This window comes from Flavobacterium sp. PL11, assembly GCF_035985025.1.
Taxonomy (GTDB): domain Bacteria; phylum Bacteroidota; class Bacteroidia; order Flavobacteriales; family Flavobacteriaceae; genus Flavobacterium.
Genome location: NZ_JAXCIA010000010.1, coordinates 1 through 26,217, shown reverse-complemented (window position 1 = coordinate 26,217; position 26,217 = coordinate 1). Strand labels below are relative to the sequence as shown.

At 32.3% G+C, this 26,217-nt stretch carries 22 protein-coding genes and 1 tRNA gene; 13 read left to right on the top strand and 10 right to left on the bottom strand.

From position 1 onward, the window contains the following. Window positions 1–106 precede the first annotated feature (106 nt). On the top strand, window positions 107–679 hold the full coding sequence (locus RCH18_RS07060) for a GNAT family acetyltransferase (RefSeq protein ID WP_326936051.1): 573 nt from the start codon (window positions 107–109) through the stop codon (window positions 677–679). Between the two features lie 106 nt (window positions 680–785). On the opposite strand, the gene RCH18_RS07055 is transcribed toward RCH18_RS07060, so the two are convergent. The 5 genes from RCH18_RS07055 to RCH18_RS07035 all read right to left on the bottom strand — a co-directional run bounded on the left by RCH18_RS07055 (window position 786) and on the right by RCH18_RS07035 (window position 5,186). Further along, on the bottom strand, window positions 786–1,436 hold the full coding sequence (locus RCH18_RS07055) for a hypothetical protein (RefSeq protein WP_326936050.1): 651 nt from the start codon (window positions 1,434–1,436) through the stop codon (window positions 786–788). Between the two features lie 3 nt (window positions 1,437–1,439). After that, window positions 1,440–2,474, bottom strand: coding sequence for a D-alanine--D-alanine ligase (locus RCH18_RS07050; protein ID WP_326936049.1), 1,035 nt, complete (start codon window positions 2,472–2,474; stop codon window positions 1,440–1,442). Between the two features lie 10 nt (window positions 2,475–2,484). Next, window positions 2,485–3,195 (bottom strand): NRDE family protein, encoded by a 711-nt coding sequence (locus tag RCH18_RS07045; protein ID WP_326936048.1) that lies wholly within the window; start codon window positions 3,193–3,195, stop codon window positions 2,485–2,487. Next, a complete protein-coding gene (locus RCH18_RS07040; RefSeq protein ID WP_326936047.1) occupies window positions 3,183–3,671 on the bottom strand; it encodes a DinB family protein in 489 nt (162 codons plus the stop codon). The genes RCH18_RS07045 and RCH18_RS07040 overlap by 13 nt, the downstream gene beginning before the upstream one ends. Before the next feature lie 375 nt (window positions 3,672–4,046). Beyond that, on the bottom strand, window positions 4,047–5,186 hold the full coding sequence (locus tag RCH18_RS07035) for an acyl-CoA dehydrogenase family protein (RefSeq protein WP_326936046.1): 1,140 nt from the start codon (window positions 5,184–5,186) through the stop codon (window positions 4,047–4,049). A 279-nt stretch (window positions 5,187–5,465) separates the two neighbouring features. Between RCH18_RS07035 and RCH18_RS07030 the strand changes: the two genes are divergently transcribed. The 6 genes from RCH18_RS07030 to RCH18_RS07005 all read left to right on the top strand — a co-directional run bounded on the left by RCH18_RS07030 (window position 5,466) and on the right by RCH18_RS07005 (window position 10,252). Then, a complete protein-coding gene (locus RCH18_RS07030) occupies window positions 5,466–6,692 on the top strand; it encodes a Glu/Leu/Phe/Val dehydrogenase dimerization domain-containing protein (protein WP_326936045.1) in 1,227 nt (408 codons plus the stop codon). Between the two features lie 196 nt (window positions 6,693–6,888). Then, window positions 6,889–7,593 carry a MotA/TolQ/ExbB proton channel family protein gene (locus RCH18_RS07025; RefSeq protein ID WP_326936044.1) on the top strand — a complete coding sequence of 235 codons (705 nt, stop codon included), beginning with the start codon at window positions 6,889–6,891 and terminating at the stop codon, window positions 7,591–7,593. Window positions 7,594–7,595: 2 nt separating this feature from the next. Next, window positions 7,596–7,988, top strand: coding sequence for an ExbD/TolR family protein (locus tag RCH18_RS07020; RefSeq protein WP_326936043.1), 393 nt, complete (start codon window positions 7,596–7,598; stop codon window positions 7,986–7,988). Window positions 7,989–8,018: 30 nt separating this feature from the next. Next, window positions 8,019–8,816: an energy transducer TonB gene (locus RCH18_RS07015; protein WP_326936042.1), complete on the top strand. Its 798-nt coding sequence runs from the start codon at window positions 8,019–8,021 to the stop codon at window positions 8,814–8,816. A 59-nt stretch (window positions 8,817–8,875) separates the two neighbouring features. Beyond that, window positions 8,876–10,096, top strand: a complete 1,221-nt coding sequence (locus tag RCH18_RS07010) for a bifunctional folylpolyglutamate synthase/dihydrofolate synthase (protein WP_326936041.1) — start codon at window positions 8,876–8,878, stop codon at window positions 10,094–10,096. A gap of 81 nt (window positions 10,097–10,177) precedes the next feature. Further along, window positions 10,178–10,252 (top strand) — tRNA-Val (locus RCH18_RS07005). Between the two features lie 456 nt (window positions 10,253–10,708). Here RCH18_RS07005 and RCH18_RS07000 read toward each other — a convergent pair. Together RCH18_RS07000 and gldJ are read right to left on the bottom strand one after the other, a co-directional pair. Beyond that, window positions 10,709–11,992: a UDP-N-acetylmuramoyl-tripeptide--D-alanyl-D-alanine ligase gene (locus RCH18_RS07000; RefSeq protein WP_326936040.1), complete on the bottom strand. Its 1,284-nt coding sequence runs from the start codon at window positions 11,990–11,992 to the stop codon at window positions 10,709–10,711. Between the two features lie 65 nt (window positions 11,993–12,057). After that, entirely contained in the window at window positions 12,058–13,743 is a 1,686-nt protein-coding gene (gene gldJ / locus RCH18_RS06995; protein WP_326936039.1) for a gliding motility lipoprotein GldJ, read from the bottom strand. A gap of 187 nt (window positions 13,744–13,930) precedes the next feature. On the opposite strand from gldJ, the gene porU reads away from it, so the two are divergent. The 5 genes from porU (at window position 13,931) to RCH18_RS06970 (ending at window position 22,429) form a co-directional block, all read left to right on the top strand. Continuing rightward, window positions 13,931–17,776, top strand: coding sequence for a type IX secretion system sortase PorU (porU, locus tag RCH18_RS06990; protein ID WP_326936038.1), 3,846 nt, complete (start codon window positions 13,931–13,933; stop codon window positions 17,774–17,776). Window positions 17,777–17,810: 34 nt separating this feature from the next. After that, window positions 17,811–19,007 carry a type IX secretion system outer membrane channel protein PorV gene (gene porV / locus RCH18_RS06985; protein WP_326936037.1) on the top strand — a complete coding sequence of 399 codons (1,197 nt, stop codon included), beginning with the start codon at window positions 17,811–17,813 and terminating at the stop codon, window positions 19,005–19,007. A 71-nt stretch (window positions 19,008–19,078) separates the two neighbouring features. Continuing rightward, the gene (locus RCH18_RS06980; RefSeq protein ID WP_326936036.1) at window positions 19,079–19,561 is read left to right on the top strand and encodes a cytidine deaminase; all 483 of its coding nucleotides are present in this window, start codon (window positions 19,079–19,081) and stop codon (window positions 19,559–19,561) included. 137 nt (window positions 19,562–19,698) lie between these two features. Then, window positions 19,699–20,697, top strand: coding sequence for a pyruvate dehydrogenase (acetyl-transferring) E1 component subunit alpha (pdhA, locus tag RCH18_RS06975; protein ID WP_326936035.1), 999 nt, complete (start codon window positions 19,699–19,701; stop codon window positions 20,695–20,697). A 7-nt stretch (window positions 20,698–20,704) separates the two neighbouring features. Then, window positions 20,705–22,429 carry a pyruvate dehydrogenase complex dihydrolipoamide acetyltransferase gene (locus tag RCH18_RS06970; RefSeq protein WP_326936034.1) on the top strand — a complete coding sequence of 575 codons (1,725 nt, stop codon included), beginning with the start codon at window positions 20,705–20,707 and terminating at the stop codon, window positions 22,427–22,429. Window positions 22,430–22,622: 193 nt separating this feature from the next. On the opposite strand, the gene RCH18_RS06965 is transcribed toward RCH18_RS06970, so the two are convergent. Next, window positions 22,623–23,855, bottom strand: a complete 1,233-nt coding sequence (locus RCH18_RS06965; protein WP_326936033.1) for a glycosyltransferase — start codon at window positions 23,853–23,855, stop codon at window positions 22,623–22,625. 329 nt (window positions 23,856–24,184) lie between these two features. On the opposite strand from RCH18_RS06965, the gene RCH18_RS06960 reads away from it, so the two are divergent. Beyond that, a complete protein-coding gene (locus RCH18_RS06960) occupies window positions 24,185–24,766 on the top strand; it encodes a tRNA-(ms[2]io[6]A)-hydroxylase (RefSeq protein ID WP_326936032.1) in 582 nt (193 codons plus the stop codon). A gap of 388 nt (window positions 24,767–25,154) precedes the next feature. Here the strand turns inward: RCH18_RS06960 and RCH18_RS06955 are convergent, their stop codons facing one another. After that, the gene (locus tag RCH18_RS06955) at window positions 25,155–25,472 is read right to left on the bottom strand and encodes a M28 family metallopeptidase (RefSeq protein ID WP_326936031.1); all 318 of its coding nucleotides are present in this window, start codon (window positions 25,470–25,472) and stop codon (window positions 25,155–25,157) included. A 625-nt stretch (window positions 25,473–26,097) separates the two neighbouring features. Further along, window positions 26,098–26,217 (bottom strand): transposase (locus RCH18_RS06950; RefSeq protein WP_326936123.1); only part of this gene is annotated, 120 nt, incomplete at its 5' end.

Genomic DNA, 26,217 nt, shown 5'->3' with positions numbered 1-26,217 from the left:
GCATAGTTATAATTAAAGGATTGTTTTTAAATTTAAAAACAAACAGTATTCGAATTTTACTTAATTTTGATAAAATACATTACTATAAAATGCAAATTCAAATTCAATGATGGAAAATATTAATTTTAAAATAGCATCTCTCAACGATATTGATGGCGTATTAGCGTTACAAGATTTATACTTAGTTTCTAATTTATCTGATGAGGAGAAAAAAGCAGGCTTTGTTACAACACCATTTACAATTGCTCAATTAACAGCCGTTATTGAAAGCCAAAATTTATTCATAGCAATTGATCACACTAAGATTATAGGTTATATTTTTACGGGTAGTTGGGATTTCTTTAGTCAATGGCCTATTTTTACTCACATGATTTCGCTATTGCCCGAACTTCATTTTTTAGATTTCAAATTCACAACAATCAATAGTTTTCAATATGGACCCATCTGTATTGATAAAAGCTATAGAAGTCAAGGTGTGATAAAACCCTTTTTTGAATTTATGAGAAGCCACATGGAATCTAAATATCCTTTAAGTCTCACTTTTATTAATAAAAATAACATTCCATCAACTAAAGCGCACACTATAAAATTACAATGGACTATAATAAGCGATTTTAAATTTAATTCTAATGACTATTTAATACTGGCTTATGATATGAAGCAACCCCTTTTAACCTGAAATAAATAACTCCGTTTTACCATGATATTCCTGCAGTTAGCAGTAATTATTAGAATGATTTATATTTGATTTTTTGTTGAATAATACGGGTGCATTAACAGAGCTATTATTTATCTTTATTCAAATAATATTTTCTAAAAACTTTAACGATTTGAACAATCGCTAAAACTAAGAATAACAGTGGAATGATTATAGGAATGACATATTTTGAAAAACTGCCTGTGTTTTCAGCCAGAGTATTCAAAATTAAAACCAAACTAAGCATTCCTCCAAACGTCCCAATTACCGTTCCTGCAACATAAAAGAATTTACGTTTATTATCTATAGAAATATAGTTCCCATTGATCAAATAGAGATTCCAACCTGTCCAAAACGGTATTTGAAGAAAGTTTATACCACTCAAAAAAATACCTATTAAAATGGTGGGATAGTTAATGTATTTTTCTAAAACGCCTTGCTGATCTACTTCTACATTACCACTCGCATAAAATGTATAAGCAATAATTAACAAAAAGATGATTGCAAAAAAATCAATTGCTTTCATTAATTTTTTGTTGTCTACTAATTGTTTAGCAAACAATAATGTAAAATAAACAACAAACATTTCGACAATAATTATTCCCAATAGAAAGTACAATAAGCTTTTGAATCCTAGTTTTAAAAAAATTTCAAAACCAATAACATTCAAATATCCTAGCGGAATAGAGCCAATAAAACTGACTATAAAACCAACAAGAATATTTTTTAGCGCAGTCATACTTTAGAAATTACAAATTTTTTCACTTTGCTTTATATGCATTTTATATTCTTTCATTCCCTCTTTATAATTTAAATAAGGAAATCCATTTTTATGATTCGCTACACTGATTTCATACATATAAGTAATGTGTTTTGCGAGTTCCTTCCAAGCAAAAAATAGCGAATGTCGTGGATCATAGATATGCGTAGGTTCGCTTCCAGCGCCATTAAGCTCTACTATTGAATAGTTGCTTCCAATCTCTAATTCCTCAATTGTGTTGTACATGACATCTAATCGACCAAAATAGAAGCCTGGGATTTGTAAACACATTTCGTTTATAGTTTTAGATAACTGTGGAGTAATCCATTGGCTGCCATCTATAAACTTGGCGCCACGAGCGTGATTTCCGTAAGGAACTAAGTTTAACTTTTCATCTTTTGGCAGAATATCTAATATTTTTTTTCCATATTCTTTTTTTAATGCTTTTAGTTGCAGTTCATATCGTGGATTTTCTTTGATCAGTTCCTCTACAGTTGAGAATCCATTTCCTGTGATAATCAAAAATTCTTTAGAAACTATTCCTGTAATTTTGCCTTGCTTTTCATTAGGATAACGGACATAAAAAATCCCAACTTCATTCTCGTAAGGAATTAAATCTTGTACAACATAGTCAAAATTTGCTTTTTCAGCATATTGTTTTAAATCAACTGCTGAATTTATTTTTTTAACACCTGACCCTCTCAGTCCTATATCAGGCTTTGCAATTAAGGGATATTTAATATTTGCTTCGCTGATGGTTTCTAGAACTTCTGCTAAGGTTGCACCTTCTTTTATTAATTCTGTTTTTGGATAATACTTTTGCGGAATCAAGTCGTAAATTTCTTTCTTAGATTCCATCATAAAACCGCCATTTTTTATCGTAGGATTACAAGCATTAAAGAAAAATATTGATTTTGCCCTGATTGCGTAATAAGACCAAAGAAAATAAATAGGAATATAAACAATTTGGAAAGGCCAATATTCCCAATGTGTAACTTTATGAAAAAATAGCTTCAAAATAAATAATTTAAATGGTAGAAAACGAAGTCGAGAAATCTTGATTTGAAACTAAATCATAATGTAGAATTGTCGCAGCATTTTTTTCTAAAACTGCCTGTGTAATACTCAATGTTTTTAAAGCACCATCTCTATTGATCACTAATCCATTTTCATTATTTTCTACTTTGGTATTTCTATGAAAATTATACATTTTGGCTTCAGAAACTTCGCTATTTTGTTTTAAAAAATTGTGAAACCAATTTAAACGATTTTCCTGAATAGAGGAAGAATATAAAGTTGAAGAAGACCAAATATGATTTTGCTTTATGTCTAATGGAGTCATTTCTTTGTGAGTTCCGTTCCAACGCATTTGAAAAAGAAAAATATTTTGAAACAAAACTAAGGTAAATGGCTCAATATTTTCCAAATCAATTTCATTCCAGAAATCTTTTGGAGATAAGCTACTTATGATATCTAAAACAATCAAACCTCGACTTTTTCTATAGGACGATTGTACTTGATGTTTTTTGTGAGCGCCATTTAAAAGAACTAAAATTGTTCCGCTTTCATTTACAACGAACCAAGTCCCACCTGCTTTAGGATCCTTTGGGAAAACAAGTTTACGATGATTAATTTCATAAAATTGTGGCGGAATAGCGCTTGGTCTTGCTAATTGTTCATCTCGATTTGAGGTAATGATAATTTTATCATTTGTAGCTACAAAACTTACTGTGCACATTGGTTTCTATATTCTATTGTTGAGCGCGCAACACCAAAATTCGGATCTATTTTTATGGTTTCACATTGCAAAATAGCCACTTTTATGAGTGCTTGATGATGGATACAATGTTCTAAATTGTAAAGTAACTCTCTGAAATAATTACTTTCGATTCGAATTTCAGCACCATCTATAAATTGCAATAATTCTAGCTTTACATTTTGTTTATCTAAAGTTTGCTTAATAGCAATAATTTTTTCAATCGCAAATAAGGTATCGGTCTGAACGCGAATATTGCGTTCCCTACTATCGTAATTTACAATCCCTGATCCAAGCTGATTTTCTAAGCATTGAAACATCTCAATAATGTGTCTTGTATGTTCACCGATAGTTGCATTACTTAATGCCTCGCAAGCTCGAGAATATTCTTTTTGAGATAACTGATTTAATAAATCAATAAGTTCGTTTAAACTTTTATTAATCGAAGGTATTAGCATATATATGGATTGTAATTCTGAAAAGTGAACCTAATTATTTGCCTTAGTCGTAAATATTTAAACAAAGAAAAGAAATTAGTATGAAAACAAAGTATAAACTTCTGATTTTTATGTGGTAATGAAAATTATTAAATGTCAACAGAGATGCATTGTCATTCAAACTTTATTTAAAATTAAATATGAAAAAAAAACGAAATTCAACATATTTAATTTGAGCGGATTACTTTGTAATAAAACCGAATCTATTTCGACAGAAAAGCTTTAAAATTTTTTACTATTTTCGCTATCATTTTTTTTAAAAAATTGTAATGTAATAATATAGAAAAAGCCCTTTCCAACCGAAATTAGAAAGGGCTTTACAATCTTATTATTGAACTAAGAAACTAATGATCTTGAAATTACAATTCTTTGTATTTCAGAAGTTCCTTCATAAATTTGGGTGATTTTAGCATCTCGCATCATACGTTCTACGTGATATTCGGCTACATATCCATTTCCACCATGTATTTGAACCGCCTCAATTGTAGTGTCCATTGCTGTTTGTGAAGCAAATAGTTTAGCCATTGCACCTGACTGAGAAATATCTTTTCCTTCATCTCTTTCAAAAGCTGCTTTTAATACTAACATTTTTGCTGCCATAATTTGAGTGGCCATATCAGCCAACTTAAAGGCTATTGCCTGATGTTTAAATATTTCTTTCCCAAAAGCTTTACGCTCTTGAGAATATTTCAAAGCAAGTTCATAAGCACCTGTGGCAATTCCTAATGCTTGCGAAGCAATACCAATTCTTCCACCATTTAAAACAGTCATTGCAAAATTGAATCCAAATCCATCTTCGCCTATTCTGTTTTCCTTTGGAACTTTCACATCAGTAAACATTAAGGAATGCGTATCAGATCCACGTATACCCATTTTCTTTTCTTTAAGTCCAATATCAAATCCTGCCCAACCTTTTTCAACTATAAAAGCATTGATGCCTTTATGTCCTTTATCAATATCAGTATGTGCCATTACAATATAAGTAGAAGCCGAAGAACCATTAGTGATCCAGTTTTTAGTCCCATTTAATAAATAATAATCGCCTTTATCTATTGCCGTTGTTTTTTGAGAAGTAGCATCTGAACCAGCCTCTGGCTCTGAAAGACAAAATGCACCTATAACCTCTCCTTTAGCAAGAGGAACTAAATATTTCATCTTTTGTTCTTCATTGCAATATTTTTCAATACCTGCGCATACTAATGAATTATTAACTGACATAATAACAGCAGCAGAGGCATCAATTTTCGAAATTTCAGTTATCGCTAATACATAAGAAATACTATCTAATCCTGAACCGCCATATTTAGGATCTACCATCATTCCCATAAAGCCTAAATCGCCCATCATTTTCACTTGCTCGGTTGGAAACTTTGAAAGTTCATCTCGCTCAATTACTCCAGGTAATAATTCGGCATTTGCAAAATCACGAGCGGCTTGTTGAATCATTAAATGCTCTTCAGTTAGATTAAAATCCATATATTTATATTAATTACTATTTCTTAATTTTGTCGACCAAAAGTAATTATTAAAAATTTAAATTTCAAACGTTTTCGTAATTTTAGCCAATGTTTAAGGAAAAACATAATTCTTAGTGAATTCGTAGCAAAGAATAAAAAGATGATGGCAATATTCTAAGTAAATTATTTTTTTTATGAATTGAGCAACTAGTTTCAACCACTTTAAATAAATTATAAAATACATAATTCACATTACTCTATTAATTATATTTACAAAAATTAAACATATCGCAAAAAAATGAAAGATTTATTAAATAAATTCGAAAACAAAGAACCGGAAATAGTTTTTCACTGGAAAGATGCTGAAACTGAAGCAGAAGGCTGGACAGTCATAAATTCTTTACGTGGCGGTGCAGCAGGTGGCGGAACTCGAATGAGAAAAGGTCTGGATATGAATGAGGTGCTATCACTAGCAAAAACCATGGAAGTTAAATTTTCAGTTTCTGGTCCTGCAATAGGAGGCGCTAAATCTGGAATTAATTTTGATCCTAATGATCCTAGAAAAAGAGATGTTCTACAACGATGGTTTAAAGCAGTTTCACCTTTGTTAAAAAGTTATTATGGAACTGGCGGTGACTTGAATATAGACGAAATTCATGAAGTTATTCCTATTACTGAGGAATGTGGAGTTTGGCATCCGCAAGAAGGTGTTTTTAATGGCCATTTCAAACCTACAGAAGCTGATAAAATTAATCGAATTGGACAATTACGTCAAGGTGTGGTTAAAGTGATTGAGAATCCAAGATATTCTCCAGATATACAAAAAAAATATACTGTCGCTGATATGATCACGGGTTTTGGTGTTGCAGAAGCCGTTCGAAATTATTATACTATTTATGGTGGTGATGTAAAAGGTAAGAAAGCAATCGTGCAAGGTTTTGGAAATGTAGGTTCAGCTGCAGCTTTCTATTTAGCTGAAATGGGCGCTAAAATAATTGGTATCATTGATCGGGATGGTGGTGTTATTAAGGAAGAAGGATTCACATTTGAAGAAATAAGAGAATTATTTCTTGCTAAGGATGGAAATAAATTAGTTGCGAAAAATATGATTTCTTTTGAAGAAATCAACAAAAAGATCTGGTCTATTGGTGCTGAAATATTCACCCCATGTGCCGCTTCTCGATTAGTTACTCAATCTCAAATTGATAGTTTAATCAGCAATGGACTTGAAGTTATTTCATGTGGTGCCAATGTCCCATTTGCTGATACAGCAATTTTCTTTGGTCCAATAATGGAAAATGTAGATCAAAAAGTGAGTTTGATTCCTGACTTTATTTCTAATTGTGGTATGGCGCGAGTATTTGCTTATTTTATGGAAAAGAAAGTCCAAATGACTGATGAAGCTATTTTTCAGGACACAGCATTTACAATAAAAAGAGCCATTGAACAAGCACATAGTGTAAATAGTGCTAAAACAAACATCAGTGCCACAGCCTTTGAGATTGCTCTAAAGCAGTTGATATAAGTACTTTTCCAAATAATATATTTCAAGTTATTCATTTAAATTAAAGTCAGTTTACCTATTTTACTATTTGTCTATATGTAAACTGATTTTTTTGTGTCATCCTTATATGACTATTTATTGCTATTTGAACCATTTTTTATCTTCGGAAATAGCAATTTTTATAATACATTAGCGTTTTCATAATAAATAAATTTATATGAGTCTATTGTTACAAGCAGACAGCTTATCTGTTGCGCAAGAAAGTCTGGTTGATCCAGTACCGGTTGAAAAAACATTATCTATTATTGAGTTATTAACTAGCGGCGGATTAGCAGGTCAAATTATTATGACTGCTTTATTTCTGATGTTCTTTGTGGCTTTATATCTGTACTTTGAAAGGTTAATGGCTATTAATGCAGCTTCTAAAATTGATGTGAATTTTATGGCGCAAATTAAAGATAACATTAAAAATGGCAGAATTGACAATGCTAAAATAGCTTGCGCACATTATAAATCTCCAGTTGCACGATTAATCGAAAAAGGTATTTCACGCATTGGAAAACCCCTTGATGATATCAATACAGCTATTGAAAACGCTGGAAAACTAGAAATATATAAATTAGAAAAAAACGTAAGTATGTTAGCGACTATTTCGGGGGCTGGCCCTATGACTGGTTTCTTAGGAACCGTTGTTGGTATGATTCAAGCATTTCATAAAATGGCAAGTTCAGGAGGTCAAATAGAAGTTGGTGCGCTCTCAGAAGGGATATATACAGCAATGACTACAACAGTTGTAGGATTGGTAGTAGGAATTATTGCTTATGTAGGTTACAATCATTTAGTTGTAAAAACAAATAAGATTGTACATCAAATGGAAGCTAATGCTGTAGATTTTTTAGATTTATTAAATGATCCTGCATAATTATGAACTTAAGAGGAAGAAATAAAGTAAGCGCAGAATTCAATATGTCATCTATGACAGATATTGTCTTTTTATTATTGATATTTTTTATGCTTACCTCGACAATGGTAACAACTAACGCATTAGATTTAGTGTTACCTAAAGCAAAAGGAAAAACAGATAGTAATAAAAATATTGCGGTGAGCATTAATAAAGAATTACAATTTTTTATTGATAAAGATCCGGTAAACGAATCTGAACTGGAATCTAAATTACTTTCCCTATTTAACGCCGATAAAGACAAAGCCATTATTTTAAGAGCCGAAGAAGGAGTACCTATTGAAAAAGCAGTTAACGTTTTAGACATTGCAAATAGAAATCAAATCAAAGTTGTTTTGGCTGTAAGGCCTAAATAAATTTTGTTGTTTTAAAAAGAGGTATTGTACATGAAATATTTAAAAACAGACGAAGAAAAAAAATCGTTTACAATTACATCAATTATTTTTGTGATTCTATTTGTTTTGTTCTTTTATTTAGGATTAACCTCATTAGATCCGCCTCCAGAGAACGGAATCGCCATCAATTTTGGAACAACTGAATTTGGATCAGGAAAAATTCAGCCCACTGAAGCGATACAAGCAGCTCCAAAGGCGGAAGCAGCAAAAGAGGCCACTGCTAGTAACGATGATGTATTATCTCAAGACATCGAAGAAGCTGTTGTTATAAAAGAAGCTAAAAAAATTCAACCTACTAAAGAGACGGCAAAAGAAGAGGTTAAGCCAAAACCAAAAGAAGTTCCAAGACCTTCAAAGAGTACTTCAGATGCATTATCGAGTTTGTTAAACGGTCCTAAATCTGATGGAAAGGCTCAAGGTGGAGAAGGAAATGACAATTTGCCTGGTGATAAAGGAAATCCTAATGGAAGCGCTTATGCAAATAGTTATTACGGTTCTGGAACGGGAAGTGGCTCAGGAAGCGGTTGGGGATTAAATGGAAGAAACATTAGCTCAAGAGGAAAAGAAGTTCAAAAATGCAATGAATTTGGAACTGTTGTAGTACAAATTACGGTAAATAGAAATGGCAATGTTGTGGCTGCTAAATATACTAAAGGAACAACAAATACGAATCCTTGCTTGATAGAACCTGCTTTGGCTACAGCCAGAAAATACAAATGGCAGCCCGACTCCAATGCACCCGAAACACAAATTGGCTTTATAACGGTCAATTTTAAAATAGGAGAATAATCATAACTAAAAATAATAAAAACTCAAGTATCTTTGAGTTTTTATTATTTTTAGACCTCATGAATTATCAAGAAACTACAAATTGGATGTTTAGCCAGTTACCCATGTATCAAACTCATGGTGCATCAGCTTACAAGGAAGATCTAACTAATATACTATCGTTATCAAAGCACTTAAAAAATCCTGAGAATACATTGCTTTGTATTCATGTAGCAGGAACTAATGGAAAAGGTTCTACATCGCACATGTTATCCTCTATTTTACAAGAAGCAGGATATAAAGTAGGTCTATATACCTCTCCACATTTAAAAGACTTTAGAGAACGGATAAAAATAAATGGAATCGAAATTTCAGAGGATTATGTTTGTAAGTTTATCAAAAAGCATAAATCGTATTTAGAAAAACAATCAATGAGTTTCTTCGAAATGTCAGTTGGATTAGCTTTCGATTATTTCGCCAATGAAAAAGTAGACATCGCCATAATTGAAGTTGGTTTAGGCGGACGATTAGACGCTACAAATATTATTACTCCACTAGTTTCCGTGATTACAAATATAGGATTAGATCACGTTCAATTCCTTGGGAATACACTTGAACTAATAGCTTTTGAAAAAGCAGGAATAATAAAGCCTAATATTGCGGTTGTAATTGGAGAATATACTGCTGAGACAAAAGAGGTATTCTTAGCTAAAGCCAAACAAAGTAATTCAGAAATTTATTTTGCATCAGATTTAATATCTAAAGATTATCCCTCTGATTTAATAGGCAATTACCAACAAAGCAATAAAAAAACAGTATTACAGACTATCACGGTTTTATGCCATCAAACTAAATTTAAAATCAGCGATAAAAATATCCAGTTAGGATTACTTAATGTTTTTAAAAATACGGGTCTTGAAGGCAGGTGGCAACAATTAGGCACATTTCCTAAAATAATTTGCGACACAGCACATAACAAAAATGGGTTAGAAATAGTATTAAAACAAATTCAAAACGAAAATTTTGATAGGTTACATATCATTTTAGGAGTTGTAAATGATAAGGATTTAAATGAAATCCTACCTTTATTTCCTAAAAACGCCCTATATTATTTCTGTAAACCAAATATTTCTCGTGGATTAGATGCTTCTATTTTAAAAGACAAAGCCGCAATTTACAATCTGGAAGGCAAAGTATATAATTCTGTATCAGATGCTTATAAAATAGCTGTTACTAAAGCATCAAAATCTGATTTCATCTACATTGGCGGAAGTACATTTGTGGTGGGAGAAATTTTATAATTTTTTTGTTTTTTTTCTTGTTAATTTAGAAAAGTGATGTATATTTGCACACGCAATGACGCAAGAAATTGTAACCCGAAAGGGCGATTAGCTCAGCTGGTTCAGAGCACCTCGTTTACACCGAGGGGGTCGGGGGTTCGAACCCCTCATCGCCCACAGAAACTTCAACAGAAATGTTGGAGTTTTTTTTGTTCAAAAAATAAAAAATATAGTCGGCGGTTCTCCCGATAACTATCGGGACTCATCGCCCACAGAAACTTCAACAGAAATGTTGGAGTTTTTATTTAAGATCTTTAATAATAGTAATTAGTAGATGCAGCGAATTTAAAATTGAATTAATCAGTAGTAAAATTTAGGCTAATATTTATTATCTATAAAAATAGTTCTCTTTCTTCAAAACTATTTGTCTTATTTATCTGCAGGAAAAGCAGTTTGCTAACTAAAATTTTAATGTTATAGAGCTATTTATTCTAAACACTTTAGAAACAATTTTGATTAAAACCTGGTTGATAAACGGGTTTAGAAAACATTGCACCTTAATAAAGGAAATTTAAAAATCAAAAAATTTAATGTTAAAAACATAAAATTTGTGTTTGATAATATCAACATTACTTAAATAAAATCTAAAGTTCTTTCCAGTGCCATTCCTCTTGAACCTTTTATCAAAATTGAACTTTCCATGAATTGATTTGGCAATATATTTTTTGAAAAGTCGTCAAATGTCTCGTAAAAATAAAAGTTTTTTTTATCCATTTTATTTTTATTAAAATCTGATCCTATAAAAAAGCAAGATACACATTCTTGATCTTCTAACATTTTGACAATATCAAGATGCTCTTGGTGACTCTCTTTACCTAATTCAAACATATCGCCAAGAATCACTATCTTAGTGGACTTGTTTAACTGTAAAAAATTCTCAATTGCAACAGCCATGCTGCTTGGATTTGCATTATAGGCATCAAGGATAATTTCGTTCCCTCCCTTTTTAACTAATTGCGATCTATTATTTTCAGGAATATATTTTTCTATTGCCTCCTTTATTTTATCATCACTAATTTTAAAATATTTTCCTATTGCTAATGCTGCATTAATATTAGTGGCATTGTATAATCCTATTAAATGGGATTTTATAGTAATACTGTTATAGCTAATTTCAACAAATGGATTTGCTGTTACTTTACTTATATTGAAGTCAACACTTTCTTTATTTAGTCCAAAAGAATATGTTTTTAAAACTTTTGATTTGCTCTTCTGTAATGGGTCATCCATATTGATAAAAACTATTTTACCATTTTCTAAAAGATAATGATACATTTCACTTTTACCTTGAATGACCCCCTTTATTCCTCCAAATCCTTCTAAATGTGCTTTTCCAAAATTAGTAATATACCCATAATCTGGTGAAGCGATTTCACATAGAAATTCTATTTCTTTTTTGTGATTAGCACCCATTTCTACTATTCCTATTTGCGTTTCTTTAGTAAACGATAAGATGGTTAATGGCACGCCAATATGATTATTAAAATTACCTACAGTCGCTTTTGTTTTAAACTTCTTAGACAGTACAACATTAATAAGTTCTTTAGTTGTCGTTTTACCGTTACTACCCGTGAGCGCAATTATTGGTATGGCTAAATATTTACGATGAAACTTGGCCAGTTCTTGTAGAGCTACTAAACTATTTTCTACTAAAATGGTTCTTTTATCTACATAAAAGTCATTATTATCAATTAAAACAAAAGAGGCTCCTTTTTCCAACGCTGCTTGTGAAAATGTATTTGCATCAAAACGTTCGCCTTTAATAGCAATAAATAAAGCATCTTTTTCTATTTTACGTGTATCAATTGAAACAGAACTGCATTTTAAAAATAAATTATGAATGTATTTAATATCCATTTGAAATGATTTAAAAAAATGAAAGCCCTAATCAAAGGGCTTTTATTTTTATTTTATGATTGAAATTAATTTCTTGCTGATCTTTTTTTATCTGCTTTTGGACCTACTCTTGACATAGCACATCTAAAACCTATATAATCAGTAGACATATCTTGAGGAAAATATCGTCTTTGTGCTGGATCTAACCAGTAAGCTCTATCTCTCCAAGATCCTCCCTTGTAAACTCGGGATTCATTGTCAATCAGTGTAGTTCTTTTACTGGATTCATCATATTTTCTTACCATTCTACCTAAACTATCAGTGCTAACATTGTGTTTTGGAGAATTATACATTAAATCATTAGTGTTTTTACTACCGTTTGATGATTCAGCTTCAGCAAGCATATAATATCTAGTAGATTGCTTATCACCATCTCTATAATTTATATTATCGCTTTTATCAAAATTAGTTCTTAGGTACGTTTCACTTTCATCAATTGGAACTTGAGCAATTTGTCCTGGATAACTAGTAGCTACCTTTTTACCATTACTTAAAGTTTTATATTGAATGTTATCTTTAGTTACAATTTCAATCTTTCCATCAGGGCCAATTTTATTTTTAGTGTATTTATTTCCTCTAAAATAGTTGAAATCATTTGCCTCATTATCAATTATTGGTCTATAAACATCTTGTACCCATTCGGCAACATTACCCGCCATATCATATAAACCAAAATCATTTGCAGGATATTTTTTTACTTCATTAGTAATATCAGCTCCATCATCTGACCATCCTGCAATACCACCGTAATCTCCATTACCTTGCTTAAAGTTAGCTAGTTGATCTCCTTGAGTTTGTCTTTTTCCGGAACGGGTATAACCACCTGACCAAGGATATTTTTTCTGCCCCTTATAAATATTATACTCACGCTGTCCTGCATCTGCCGCAGCTGCGTATTCCCATTCGGCCTCTGTAGGCAATCTATACTCTGGCAATAATATTCCTGAAGAACGTTGCGCATAAACTTTTTTAGGCTCATTACCTGTAGTGCTTTGTGATGCTCTCGATGCCTTTCTAGTTCCTTTACCTTTCTTTAATACAATGCTTTCATCACCACCGTAAACAGAGGTAGGAGAATTTAGATAAGTCTCAGTATTAAAATTGCTTTGAGCCGAAACATCATTTGTTTTAGCATTCTTTTTAAGATATCCGCTTTTCTCTAACTGAAGTTCATTAACACGATCGGTTCGCCACTCACTAAATTCAACTGCTTGAATCCAATTTACGCCCACAACAGGATAGTCAGCATAAGAGGGATGTCTCAAATAATTGTTGGTCATAGTCTCGTTATATCCTAGCCTATTTCTCCATACTAGCGTATCAGGAGAAGCTCCTTCATAAATATTTTTATAGCTTTCTTCTGTTGGAGGATATACATTTTTTAACCAATCTAAATAATCTAAATACATAGAATTAGTCACCTCTGTCTCATCCATGTAAAAAGATTGTACATGCTGCTGTGTTGGAGTGTTATTCCAGTCATGCATAACATCATCCTGAACTTTACCCATTGTAAAGGTTCCTCCCTCTACAAATACTAGGCCTGGACCCGCTTGCTGTTTTTTATTTCCAGATCCTTTCTTACTATCCATGTTCCATCCAGTAGCTCGAGATGTGTTCTTTGAACCAGAATTTTTACTGCAACTGCTCAAACCAATAATAAATAAGAGTGATAGTATTAGCTGTATACTTGTAATTCTATTTGATTTCATACTTTTTAGTAGGTGGATTTTTATTGGCACAATATAATAATTAACGCTTAAACACAATAACCTTTTATTAATAATTAAACTAATAGTTAAGCTAACGCAAAATTATACTTTTTATTATTACAATTACACTAAATGATATAATTTTACTCACTGATAATATAACGCTAATAACAACGTTAAAAAACCAATGAGAAAACTATTTCTAGCTTTAATTGCATTGTGTCCTGTAATTTCTTTGGCTCAAATTAAAGGAGATCTTACAATTAATTGGCTAGAAAAAAGAGAGATGTCTTATGGCAATTTTAAAGTGAATATCCCACATTTTTCAACAAGTAATTTTCATTATGATGAGTATAATAAAACTTTATTATTTACCTCTAAAATAGATGATGTAATTTCATTTGACTCTGCTGATATTCAAATCTCTAATATCTCTTATGAATCAATTCTCGTAAGTCAGCTTGGAGATTTATCAATTGAAAATATTCCAAATAAAGCTAGTGCAAAAATTGTTATAAATAATTCCAGAAATCTAAAAGAGGCTTTTATCAATTTATCTCCAATTATAAAAGACGAATTTGGTTTTAAACGGATATTATCTTTTACCTATTCAATAAGCAATAGTAAATTAATTTCAAAAGCAATTTTCAGATCCTCTAATAAAAATAGTGTAACTTCCATTTATAATTCCGTTTTATCAAATGGTTCTTGGTTCCAATTCTATGTGGAGAAATCAGGCGTTTATAAAATTTCAAAGAGATTTCTCGAGCAATTGGGACTGAAAGTGGATTCCGTTGATCCAAGAAAACTAAAAATTTTTGGAAATGGTGGTCGAATGCTACCTTTATTAAACAAAATCGATTATCCAAATGATTTAACCGAAAATGCAATTCAGGTTATTGGCGAAAATGATGGTAAATTTGATAATGATGATTATATCCTTTTCTATGCAGAAGGTACAGATACTTGGAATCAAGAAAGTAAAACAAACTTAAATCTATATGATAAAAAAGCTTTTTATTACATCACTGTTGACTCCAATAATGGGAAAAGAATGACATCTTTATTAGAGCCAGTAGGAGACAGTACAGTTGATATAACTAATTTCGATGACTATCAATTTCATGAAGTAGATCTTGTAAATATCGCTCGCTTGGGTCGTCAATGGTTTGGAGAATCATTTGAAATAAAAAATGAACAGGAATTTAGTTTTAATTTTCCTAATATTGACACCTCAGTTCCTGTGAGAATCATGTTAACAACCGCTTCAGCTGCTTTTACTCCAACTTCATTTAGCGTGCAAGCAAATGGAAAATCAATTGGCAACATGTCATTTCCTATTTTGAGTAGTGTTAGTGCAACTCAATTTTTTACAAATACACTACCAGATAATACGACTGTCACTGCAGAAGAAAATATAAAAATTGCATTAAACTATAACAATAATGCTGTTCCAGGTTCAAAAGGGTATTTAGATTATATTAGACTTATAGCTAAAAGAAAACTTCAGGGCTACGGCAAACAATTTCAATTTCAGCAAGATGAACCTATATTAACTCCTAGTATAGTCAATTATAAAATTTCAAATGCCACTGCCATTAATCAAATTTGGGATATTACTGATCTTTATAATGTAACCAAAATAGAGAATGTAGGTAAAGAGCAAATCAGTTTTAGAGCCAATTTAGAAAATTTTAAAAAATATGTTGCATTAGATCCAAGTGATTATTTTACTCCTTTATCGGAGAAAAAATCGAAAATTACCAACCAAAACTTAAAAGGTACATTATTTAAAAATAATAATGGACAATTTCAGGATATTGATTACGTCATTATTTCTCCAGCTTTTTTAGTGATGCAAGCAGAAAGATTGGCTAATTTTCATCGCAATCATTCTAATTTAAATGTAAAAGTGATAGTATTAGAACAAATATATCATGAATTTTCTTCTGGTAAACAGGATATTGCAGCCATACGTAATTGTATAAAGTATGTTTATGAAAATGCATCCTCGAATGAAACAAGACTAAAATACGTAAATCTTTTTGGCGATGCTTCTTTTGATTATAAAAATAGAATAGTGAATAACACAAACGTTGTTCCTATTTATCATGCTTTGAATAGTACTTCATCTGGCGAATCCTCTTTTACATCGGATGATTTTTTTGGATTAATGGATGGCTCAGAAGGTAATATTGTTTCCTATTTTGGAGGAATTGATATTGCTGTAGGTAGAATGCTTGTGAATAATACTAAACAAGCTGAGGAAATGGTTACTAAAATTATAGAATATCATGATATTAAATCATCCGGCAGCTGGAGAAACAACTTTGTTCTGATTGCTGATGACTCTGATATTGCCTTTGATGCAAGTTTACAAAGTCGACAAAACAATCTTTCCACTATCATTTACACTGAAAAACCCTTTTTGAATATAAATAAAATATTTTTAGACTCTTACGCTCAAGAAGCATCGGCTGGAGGAAATAGATATCCAAAAGCACGTACTGATTTTTTTAACGCTTTTGAAAAAGGAGCATTAGTATTTAACTATTTAGGTCATGGTGGTGAAGATGGCTTATCATCTGAACGTATTTGGGAAAAATCAGACGGACAAAATTTAAATAATCAATATAGATACCCGCTCTTTATTACAATTACTTGCGAGTTTTCTCGCTTTGATAATCCGTTTAGACCTACCGCTGGAGAATATACCTACTGGAATCCTAAAGGAGGAGCGATCGCTATGATAACAACCGTACGATCTATTGGACAATCTAGTGCTGAAAATTTCAATGATAGTTTTACTAAAAATTTAGTATCTGATGCTGCTAAGCAAAATATTTCAATTGCAGAAACATTGCGACTATCTAAGAATAACAATCCTAATTCATCCACTAATGTTGTATTTTATATCGGTGATCCCGCGTTAATGTTAGCCATACCTAAACCTAAAGTTAAGCTGACCAAAGTAAATGATTTGCCAATGTCACAAGACATTGATAACTTTAAATCACTCTCAAAAATGAAGTTAACAGGTGAAATAACAGATGAATTTGATAATATATTAACTAACTATAATGGCGAAGTTTTTACTACCATATTTGACAAGAACCTATCTAAAAAAACTTATAATAATGATGGTTTTAGCCCAGCGATTACTTTTAATATATTAGGAGAAACCATATTTAGAGGAAATGCATCAGTTGTAAATGGAAAATTTGAATTTAGTTTTGTTGTTCCAAGAGATATAAGAGTTCCTGTAGCCAATGGAAGAATAAGTTTTTATACTAAAAAAAGTAATTCTTTAGAAAATCAAACAGGTTATAATTCTGATATAAAAATAGGAGGAATAAATGAAAATGCTATCGCAGACAATAATAGCCCGCAAGTAAAGTTATACATGAACGATGAAAATTTTGTTTCAGGCGGCATAACAAATGAATCTCCTTTTCTATTTGCCATTCTTGAAGATGAAAGTGGAATAAATACAGCTAGTGGTATAGGACACGATATTGTAGCTATTTTAGATGGAGATAATAAAAACCCATTTATATTGAATGATTATTATCAAACAAAATTAGATGATTTTACAAGTGGAACAATTCGTTTTCCACTACGTAACTTGTCCGCAGGATTACATACAATTACTTTTAAAGCATGGGATGTTTATAATAATCCTGTATCTGCTGAAATACAATTTGTTGTTGCTGGGGACGATGACATAAAATTATCAAATGTATTAAATTATCCTAACCCATTTGTAAACTATACTGAATTTTGGTTTACACATAATAAACCTTTTGAGCCACTAGAAGCGCAAATTCAAGTAATGACTATAACTGGTAAAATTGTTTGGACAAAAAATCAAGTGATCAATACACAAGGTTTTTTATCAAAAGAAATACTTTGGGATGGTAAGGATGACTTTGGCGACAAAATCGGTAAAGGAGTTTATATTTACAAACTCACTGTAAAATCGACAATAACTAATAGTAAAAGTGAAAAATATGAAAAACTTGTAATACTTTAGTATTATATTTGCTCCACTAATATATTTTTTTAAAATGAAAAAAACATTATTTCTTTTTATTTATTTGTTTGTTTTTTCGGCTGTTAAGGCGCAAGATCGAAGTATTTCTCCAGGGGTCACATTTTTATTGGTAGCAGCTGATGCAAGAGCTGCTGGTATGGGCGATATGGGAGTTGCAACATCAGCAGATGTGTTTTCTCAACAATGGAATCCAGCAAAATATGCCTTCTCAACAGATACACAGGGACTTTCAGTTAGCTATACTCCATATCTAACAGATTTAGTAAATGACATATCATTAGCGCAACTGACCTATTATAATAAGCTGAATGAAAGAAGCGCATTTGCTGCAAGTTTAAGATATTTTGGTTTAGGCGATATTGAATTACGCCAAACCGCTGATCCGAATGATCCTTTCCTTACTGTATCACCAAACGAATTTGCTATTGATGGCTCTTACTCACTTAAACTGAGTGAAAAATTCTCGATGGCTATTGCTGGTCGGTTTATTAATTCCAATTTAAAATTTGCATCTGAAAATAATGACGCTACATCAGCAAGTTCATTTGCGGTTGATGTCGCTGGTTTTTTTCAATCAGAAGAACTTGCTTTTAATGAATTCTATGGACGATGGAGAGCAGGATTTAATATTCAAAATTTAGGCCCCAAGATAAGTTATGACAAAGATAAAATTAATGATAATTTCTTGCCAGCAAATTTAAAAATAGGTACTGGATTTGATTTTATTTTAGATGATTATAATAAAGTAACGGTAAATGCTGAGTTTAATAAACTACTAGTTCCAACTCCTAAAGTAGGTTATAATGGTAAAACTTTCACTGGAAATGATATGAATGGAGACGGAGTCATAAATATTGATGATTTCACCTTAGCTAATAATGAGTATAACAAAACAAGTTGGACATCAGGTGTTTTCAAATCTTTTGGCGATGCACCAGATGGTTTTAAAGAAGAAATAAAAGAATTTACTTATTCGTTAGGTGCAGAATATTTGTATCAAGATTCATTTGCAATGCGAATGGGCTATTTTCATGAAAGTCCGTTGAAAGGAGCACGACAATTTTTTTCCCTTGGCGCAGGTTTTAAGTACAACGTTGTGAAAGTGGATGTTTCATATCTATTTGCAGCTTCTAAAATAAAAAATCCTTTAGAAAACACATTGCGTTTTTCTCTTACTTTCAATTTTGGAGATAAATACGACGAATATTAACTTGTAATAAATTTAAATTAACAATCCAAATTTCAAAATCTTGAAATTTGGATTTTTTTTCCTTATAAAGTATGAAAGAGATATCTATAACTACACAATTTAAATTATTTGATTTAATTACTGATTTACCAAATGACGTTCAAAGTTTAATGGACCAAGCAGTTGAAGTACGAAAAAATGCGTATGCGCCTTATTCTAAATTTAGAGTGGGTGTCGCCATAGCTTTAGATAATGGAAAAGTTGTATTGGGCTCTAACCAAGAAAATGCGGCATATCCCTCCGGACTTTGTGCAGAGCGAGTGGCTGTTTTTTATGCAGGCGCAGTTTATCCAGCTGCTAAAATTTTAAAAATGGCCATCACAGCAGCTTCTGATACAAATCAAACTACGGCTCCTATTCCTCCCTGTGGATCTTGCAGACAATCTATCGCCGAATATGAAATTCGTCAAGAAACGCCTATCGAAATATACTTTATGGGAGAAATAGGATGCATTTACAAGTCGGATTCAGTAAAAAACTTATTGCCGTTTATGTTTGATAAAAAATACTTGTAAAAATTTTAAAAATCACCTATTAAATTTTAGTTCTTAGTTGGAATGTACTAATTTTGCATTTCGTAAATTTGTGCCAGAAAGCTATTTTGCACTATTTTGATACAAATCGATAACACTTTAGCAAAAGAAAAAATCAGATGAAAGAAGTTACACAAGAAGTATATTTAAAGTGGTATGAAGACATGCTATTTTGGAGAAAGTTTGAAGACAAACTTGCAGCATTATACATTCAGCAAAAAGTTAGAGGATTTTTACATTTATACAATGGTCAAGAGGCTGTATTAGCGGGTGCGTTGCATGCAATGGATTTGACAAAAGATAAAATGATTACCGCTTATAGAAATCACGTTCAACCTATAGGTATGGGTGTAGATCCTAGACGTGTTATGGCTGAACTATTAGGAAAAGTTACGGGTACCTCTAAAGGTATGGGTGGATCGATGCATATTTTTTCGAAAGAACACCGCTTTTATGGTGGACACGGAATTGTAGGTGGACAAATTCCAGTTGGAGCAGGTTTAGCTTTTGCTGACAAGTATTTTGAAACGGGGGGTGTTACTCTGACTTATTTTGGTGATGGTGCGGCACGTCAAGGATCGTTACATGAAGCATTTAATATGGCGATGTTATGGAAACTTCCAGTGGTATTTATAGTAGAGAACAATGGTTATGCAATGGGAACTTCTGTAGAAAGAACAGCCAATCATACCGATATTTGGAAGCTAGGTCTAGGATATGAAATGCCTTGCGGACCAGTTGACGGAATGAATCCTGTAAAGGTAGCGGAAGCCATGACTGAGGCAATTGATAGAGCACGTCGTGGAGACGGACCTACATTTTTAGAAATGAAAACATACCGTTATAGAGGTCACTCTATGTCAGATGCGCAATTATACCGTTCGAAAGAAGAGGTTGAAGAATATAAAAAAATTGATCCCATTACACAAGTATTAGATATAATTAAGGATCAAAATTATGCTACTAAAGAGGAAATCGAGGTTATTGATAGAAGGGTAAAAGATTTAGTTGAAGAATGTGTAACGTTTGCCGAAGAATCTGATTATCCACCAATACAGCAACTTTACGACGTAGTATACGAACAAGAAAATTATCCATTTATTCCTCATAAATTATAAATCAATTATGGCAACAATAATTACAATGCCTCGTTTGAGCGATACTATGACGGAAGGAACTGTAGCGACTTGGCTTAAAAAAGTAGGTGATAAAGTAAGCGAAGGAGATATTCTTGCTGAAATTGAAACTGATAAGGCGACAATGGAATTCGAATCGTTCAATGAAGGAACTTTATTGCATATAGGTATTCCAGAAGGAGAAACGGCACCTGTCGATTCTTTATTAGCAATTATTGGCAAAGAAGGAGAAGATATTTCTGAACTGCTTTCAGGAAAAAAAGCTCCAGAAGAGACTGATAGAGAAGAAGCTTCAAAAAGTGATAGTGAAATTAAAGCTAATACAGAAGTTCCCAAAACTACTGAATCAACTAAAGAATCTCTACCAAAAGGAGTGGTAGTAGTGACTATGCCTCGCCTTAGCGATACAATGACAGAAGGAACGGTAGCTACTTGGTTGAAAAAAGTAGGTGACAAAGTCTCTGAAGGAGATATTCTTGCCGAAATTGAAACAGATAAAGCTACAATGGAATTTGAATCTTTCAACGAAGGAACTTTATTATATGTAGGAATTGAAGAAGGAAATACAGCTCTTGTTGATAGTCTTTTAGCAATCATAGGACCAGCTGGAACAGATGTAAGTGCAATTGCAGCTAATCATGGAAAAGGCGGGTTTACAGAAAATTCTGCAGCTACGAGTGAAGAGAAGCACGAAGAAAAACAAGAAGAAAAACAAGAAGAAAAACAAGAAGAAAAAGAAAAAGAAAAAGAAATAGAGGATGCTCCTACTGAGAAAACAGCAGAGCCTGTAACTCAAGAAGCATCAACTGATGGACAAAGAATTTTAGCTTCGCCATTAGCAAAGAAAATAGCTAGTGACAAAGGAATACAATTGAATCAAGTAAAAGGTTCTGGCGAAAATGGACGTATTGTAAAAAGTGATATCGAAAACTTTACTCCAGCTGCAGTCGCGCCACAAGCAGCTGCTGTTGCACCAGCCAAAACCGAAACTATTGCTGCGCCAGCTGCAAAAGTATTTGTCCCTGCGGGAGAAGTGGTAACGGAGGAAATTAAAAATTCGCAAATACGCAAAATCATTGCCAAGCGCTTAGCAGAATCTTTATTTACTGCACCGCACTACAATTTAGTTATTGAAGTGACTATGGATGAAGCAATGAAATCAAGAGCAATCATTAATAGCGTTCCTGATACCAAAGTATCTTTTAATGATATGATTATCAAAGCATGTGCAATGGCGTTGAAAAAGCATCCTAAAATTAATTCTCAATGGAAAGAGGACGCAATTACAATTAATCATCATGTGAATATTGGCGTTGCTGTAGCTGTTGAAGATGGATTAGTGGTTCCTGTACTGAAATTTACAGATGCTATGAGTTTATCTCAAATTGGTGGAAGCGTAAGAGAACTTGCTGGAAGAGCTAAAAACAAAAAATTATTGCCAACTGAAATGGAAGGAAGTACGTTTACCGTCTCTAACCTTGGAATGTTTGGAATTACTGAATTTAATTCTATTATTAATCAACCCAACTCGGCTATTCTTTCAGTAGGAGCAATCGTAGAAAAACCAGTTGTTAAAAATGGACAAATAGTGGTAGGAAACACGATGATGTTATCACTTGCTTGCGACCACCGTACTATAGATGGCGCAACTGGAGCACAGTTCTTACAAACATTAAAACAATACATTGAAAATCCAGTTACGATGCTTGCATAATTACTGAATTATATAATAGCTAAAAACCCGTCATTTTTAAAAATTGACGGGTTTTTTGTTTGGGCATGCCCTCGCTTTCACTATCGTTACAGCTCGGTCGGGCTGTACGCTATATCTTTTATTGCATTGCATTTCATAAAAGGATGCCGCTTCCATCCCTCATGCAATAAAAGAAGAACGTTTCAATTTAAGATTATTTGTTTTTCTCCTCAATCCACTTTGACATATATTTAGTACTTCTCAGCGTATGATGTTGTAATAATTCGCCCATGAAATTGTTTAGACGATGTTGTTCCAGATTAAGAAGTAATTCGCTAATTATATCTTTAAAATCCTCTTCAAATAATGGCTTTAGATAGCGATACTCCATAATTTTAATTCCATTTTTCTGAGCTTGAAGCCACAGTTTTTTATCTTGATAAAGCATTATCGCTTTTTCAGCAAAGACTGCTGGATTATCCTCAATAAAACCATTCCATGATAATTCGTCATGCATCGATTCGGCTCCAATGGAAGTGGTTACACTAGGCGTTCCACATTGCATGGCTTCTAATAATTTCCCCTTTATTCCAGCTCCAAAACGTAAAGGCGCAAGAACAACTCTGGCATTTCTCACCACTTCGTTCGCATCATCTGCACGTCCTTTTATCAAAAAACCCTCCTTTATATTATTTAATTGAAAAACTTTTTGAGAAGGATAAGCACCATAAATATTTAAAATACCTTCAGGGAATTGTTTTTTAATTAATGGCCAAATGGTTTCTTTCAAATATTGAACAGCATTCCAATTAGGCTCATGAAGAAAATTACCAATGAAAACAAAATTCTTTCGATCTTCAAAGGACGATAGTTTTTCTAGATTAGGTATTTCATTTTTTATTAATAAAAACGGTAAATAAAACAACAAACTACTATCAAGTTTAAAGGTTGTATGTAACAACTCCATTTCAAATTCAGAAATCATTAAAGATAAATCACAACGTAAAATACTGGCGATCTCTCTTTTTGCGACTTCTTGCACTACCAAATCTGATTTCTGAAATTCCCGCTTTTCTTTGAATGCTTTTTGCCTTGCCAGTCGCAAACAATGCAAATCTTCAGTATCTAAAATCCGTAATGCAGCTGTACAATTCTCAGCAACGCGCCAACCAAATTGCTCTTCCATCATATATCGATCAAACAGAACTATAGTTGGATTAAGCTCCTTTACGAAAGTATCAAAACTAGAACAATTTAAAGTAATTGATTCTTTTACGACATTATACTGAGCCAAATCAATCATAAAGTCACTGTCTTGCGCTGGACTAGCAAATACTATTGTAAAGCCTTGTTCTTGAAAAAGAGAAATTATTTGCATCATTCGTCCGCCTGCTGCTGAAGAGTTAGGCTCTGGCCAAACAAATCCTAGTATTAAAAGCGTTTGCATTAGATTCTTGTTTTGGAAAGTTGTTGCAAAATAATGTATTTTAGCGGTATTCCAGAAAATAGTTTGTATTTAGAAATCTGAAATATTATTTTATCTAGATTTGCGTGAGGGATAGCAGTGGAAAGCCCGGAATCCCGATGCAGCACAGCGCTAAAGGGATGAGGACTAGCGGCGAATAGCCCGACAGCAATAAAAAATGGCTACGTGGTTTTGTGCTTTTGCCATTTTTTATTGCTGGCACGCATAAACAAATAGGAATGATACTAGGTCTTTAATTAAATAAATCGGCAATAAAAGACTAATTTTGCTCATTAATAAAACGCAGTATTATGTTAGGATTAAAATTAGCGACAGACCCACGATGGGTGAATATAGTTGAATCGAATATTGAAGAAGTATTGACTGACCATGCATGGTGTGAGCAAAAAGCAGCTTCGAATGCAATAAGTATTATTACATACAATTCTGAATTAGAAGAATTAGTAACGGAAATGTTGATAATTGCCAAAGAAGAAATGGATCACTTGCAGTTAGTACACGAACTGATAAAAAGCAAAGGACTTACTTTAGGGAGAGAACGAAAAGATCATTACGTAAATGAGCTATTTAAATTTATGAAAAAAGACGGTAGTCGAAAAGATGCTTTATGTGACCGTCTACTTTTTTCGGCTATGATTGAAGCCAGAAGTTGTGAGCGCTTTAAAGTACTTTCTGAAAATATAAAAGATTTAGAATTAGCTAAATTCTATCGCGACTTGATGATCAGTGAAGCAGGCCATTACACCACTTTTATAGGTTTTGCTCGCAAATATGCCGATAACGTAGATGTGGATAAAAGATGGAAGGAATGGATTGAATTTGAGACCTCAATTATTTCTAAGTATGGAAAAAACGAAACGGTACACGGTTGATTTATAATAAAATATATTCATTTTAGAATTAGCATATTAAAAATTTTAAAATGAATGCATATATGTTTTAATTAAATAGTCTAGTTCTTCTAATCTTGATTGATAAAATACAGTGGTTGTTTGTAATTTGTAATTTCAATTAAAGCATTATAGATATATTTAGAAGCTAATTCGCATCCTTCATTATTGATTAATTCGATGTCGTCTTTAGGTGTGTGATATTGCGTATAACCACCAGTGTGGAAGCCAATTTATGAAATATTTTCTTTGTAAAAGCAAACATGATCAGAGCCTTCAACTTCGCCAGCATGAACAATAAGATTTAGTTGGCTATTTTTTCCCAGTTTATTTATCAATTCGACTCCATCAGGGAATGTTCCAGCACCACCTATATAGAGGTGTTTCTCTGAATTACTCTACCAATCATGTCCATATTGAGCATTAGTTTAATACCATCTTTAGCGACAGGCAAATGATTTACAAAGTATTTAGATCCTAACAGCCTCTGCTCTTCCCAGCTAAATGCGATGAAAATGATACTTCGTTTAGGTTTTATTACTGAATTAAAGATTTCCTTAAGAATAGATAGTAAATCAGCAGCCCCTGATGCATTATCATCGGCACCGATATGAGAAGCTAACGTATCCTTTTTTTTGCTGCCTGATCCTTTTCCTCCCCAACCCCAATGGTCATAGTGCGCTCCCATAACAATAAATTCAAACTTTAACTCACTGCCTGAACATTCAAGATAACCAACAACATTTTAAGTAGAGACTGTGTCAGATTTCATCTTGTTTATATCCGGCTTTTAAAATAGTTTAAATGACTGATTGTTGCTATCATTGAAAGTTTTTAAGCCATATTTCTTGAAATACTTTTTAATGTACTTAGTAGCTTTATTATTCTGTTTTGTTCCAGCCAATCTGCCTTCGATCTTGTCTGATGAAAGATATTTATCTTACTTATATAAAGTAGTTGCATTGATTCCGTTCTGTGCTTTTATACCATTAGTAATTAACAGTACAATCAGAATCGTATAAATAAGATGTAAATTTTTAAATAATAACATACAAAGATTGTTTAAAAGGTTCTTTAAAATACAATAATATATATTCAAGATGTTCACAATTTTAATATCAAAACTTCTTCATATTAATTTATAAACATAGCTGATCGCAAAATAAGAATTTGAAAAATGAACTTGCATTATGAACATTCATTTACTGTTGAAAATTTCAATAATAAATATTTTCCAAACCTTAAATAAAAGAAAATTTATTTTCCAGGTGAAAAAAGATAGCTCTTCGCCTAAATTAGTGGAATTATATATTTTAGGCATTTCCTAAATAATACATTATCTTTATGAAATTCTGCGAATTTCTATAACCTCTTGCTCTAGATCTTGCTAACTGCATTACGCTATTTAATCCTTCTGAAACAGCATTTGTTAT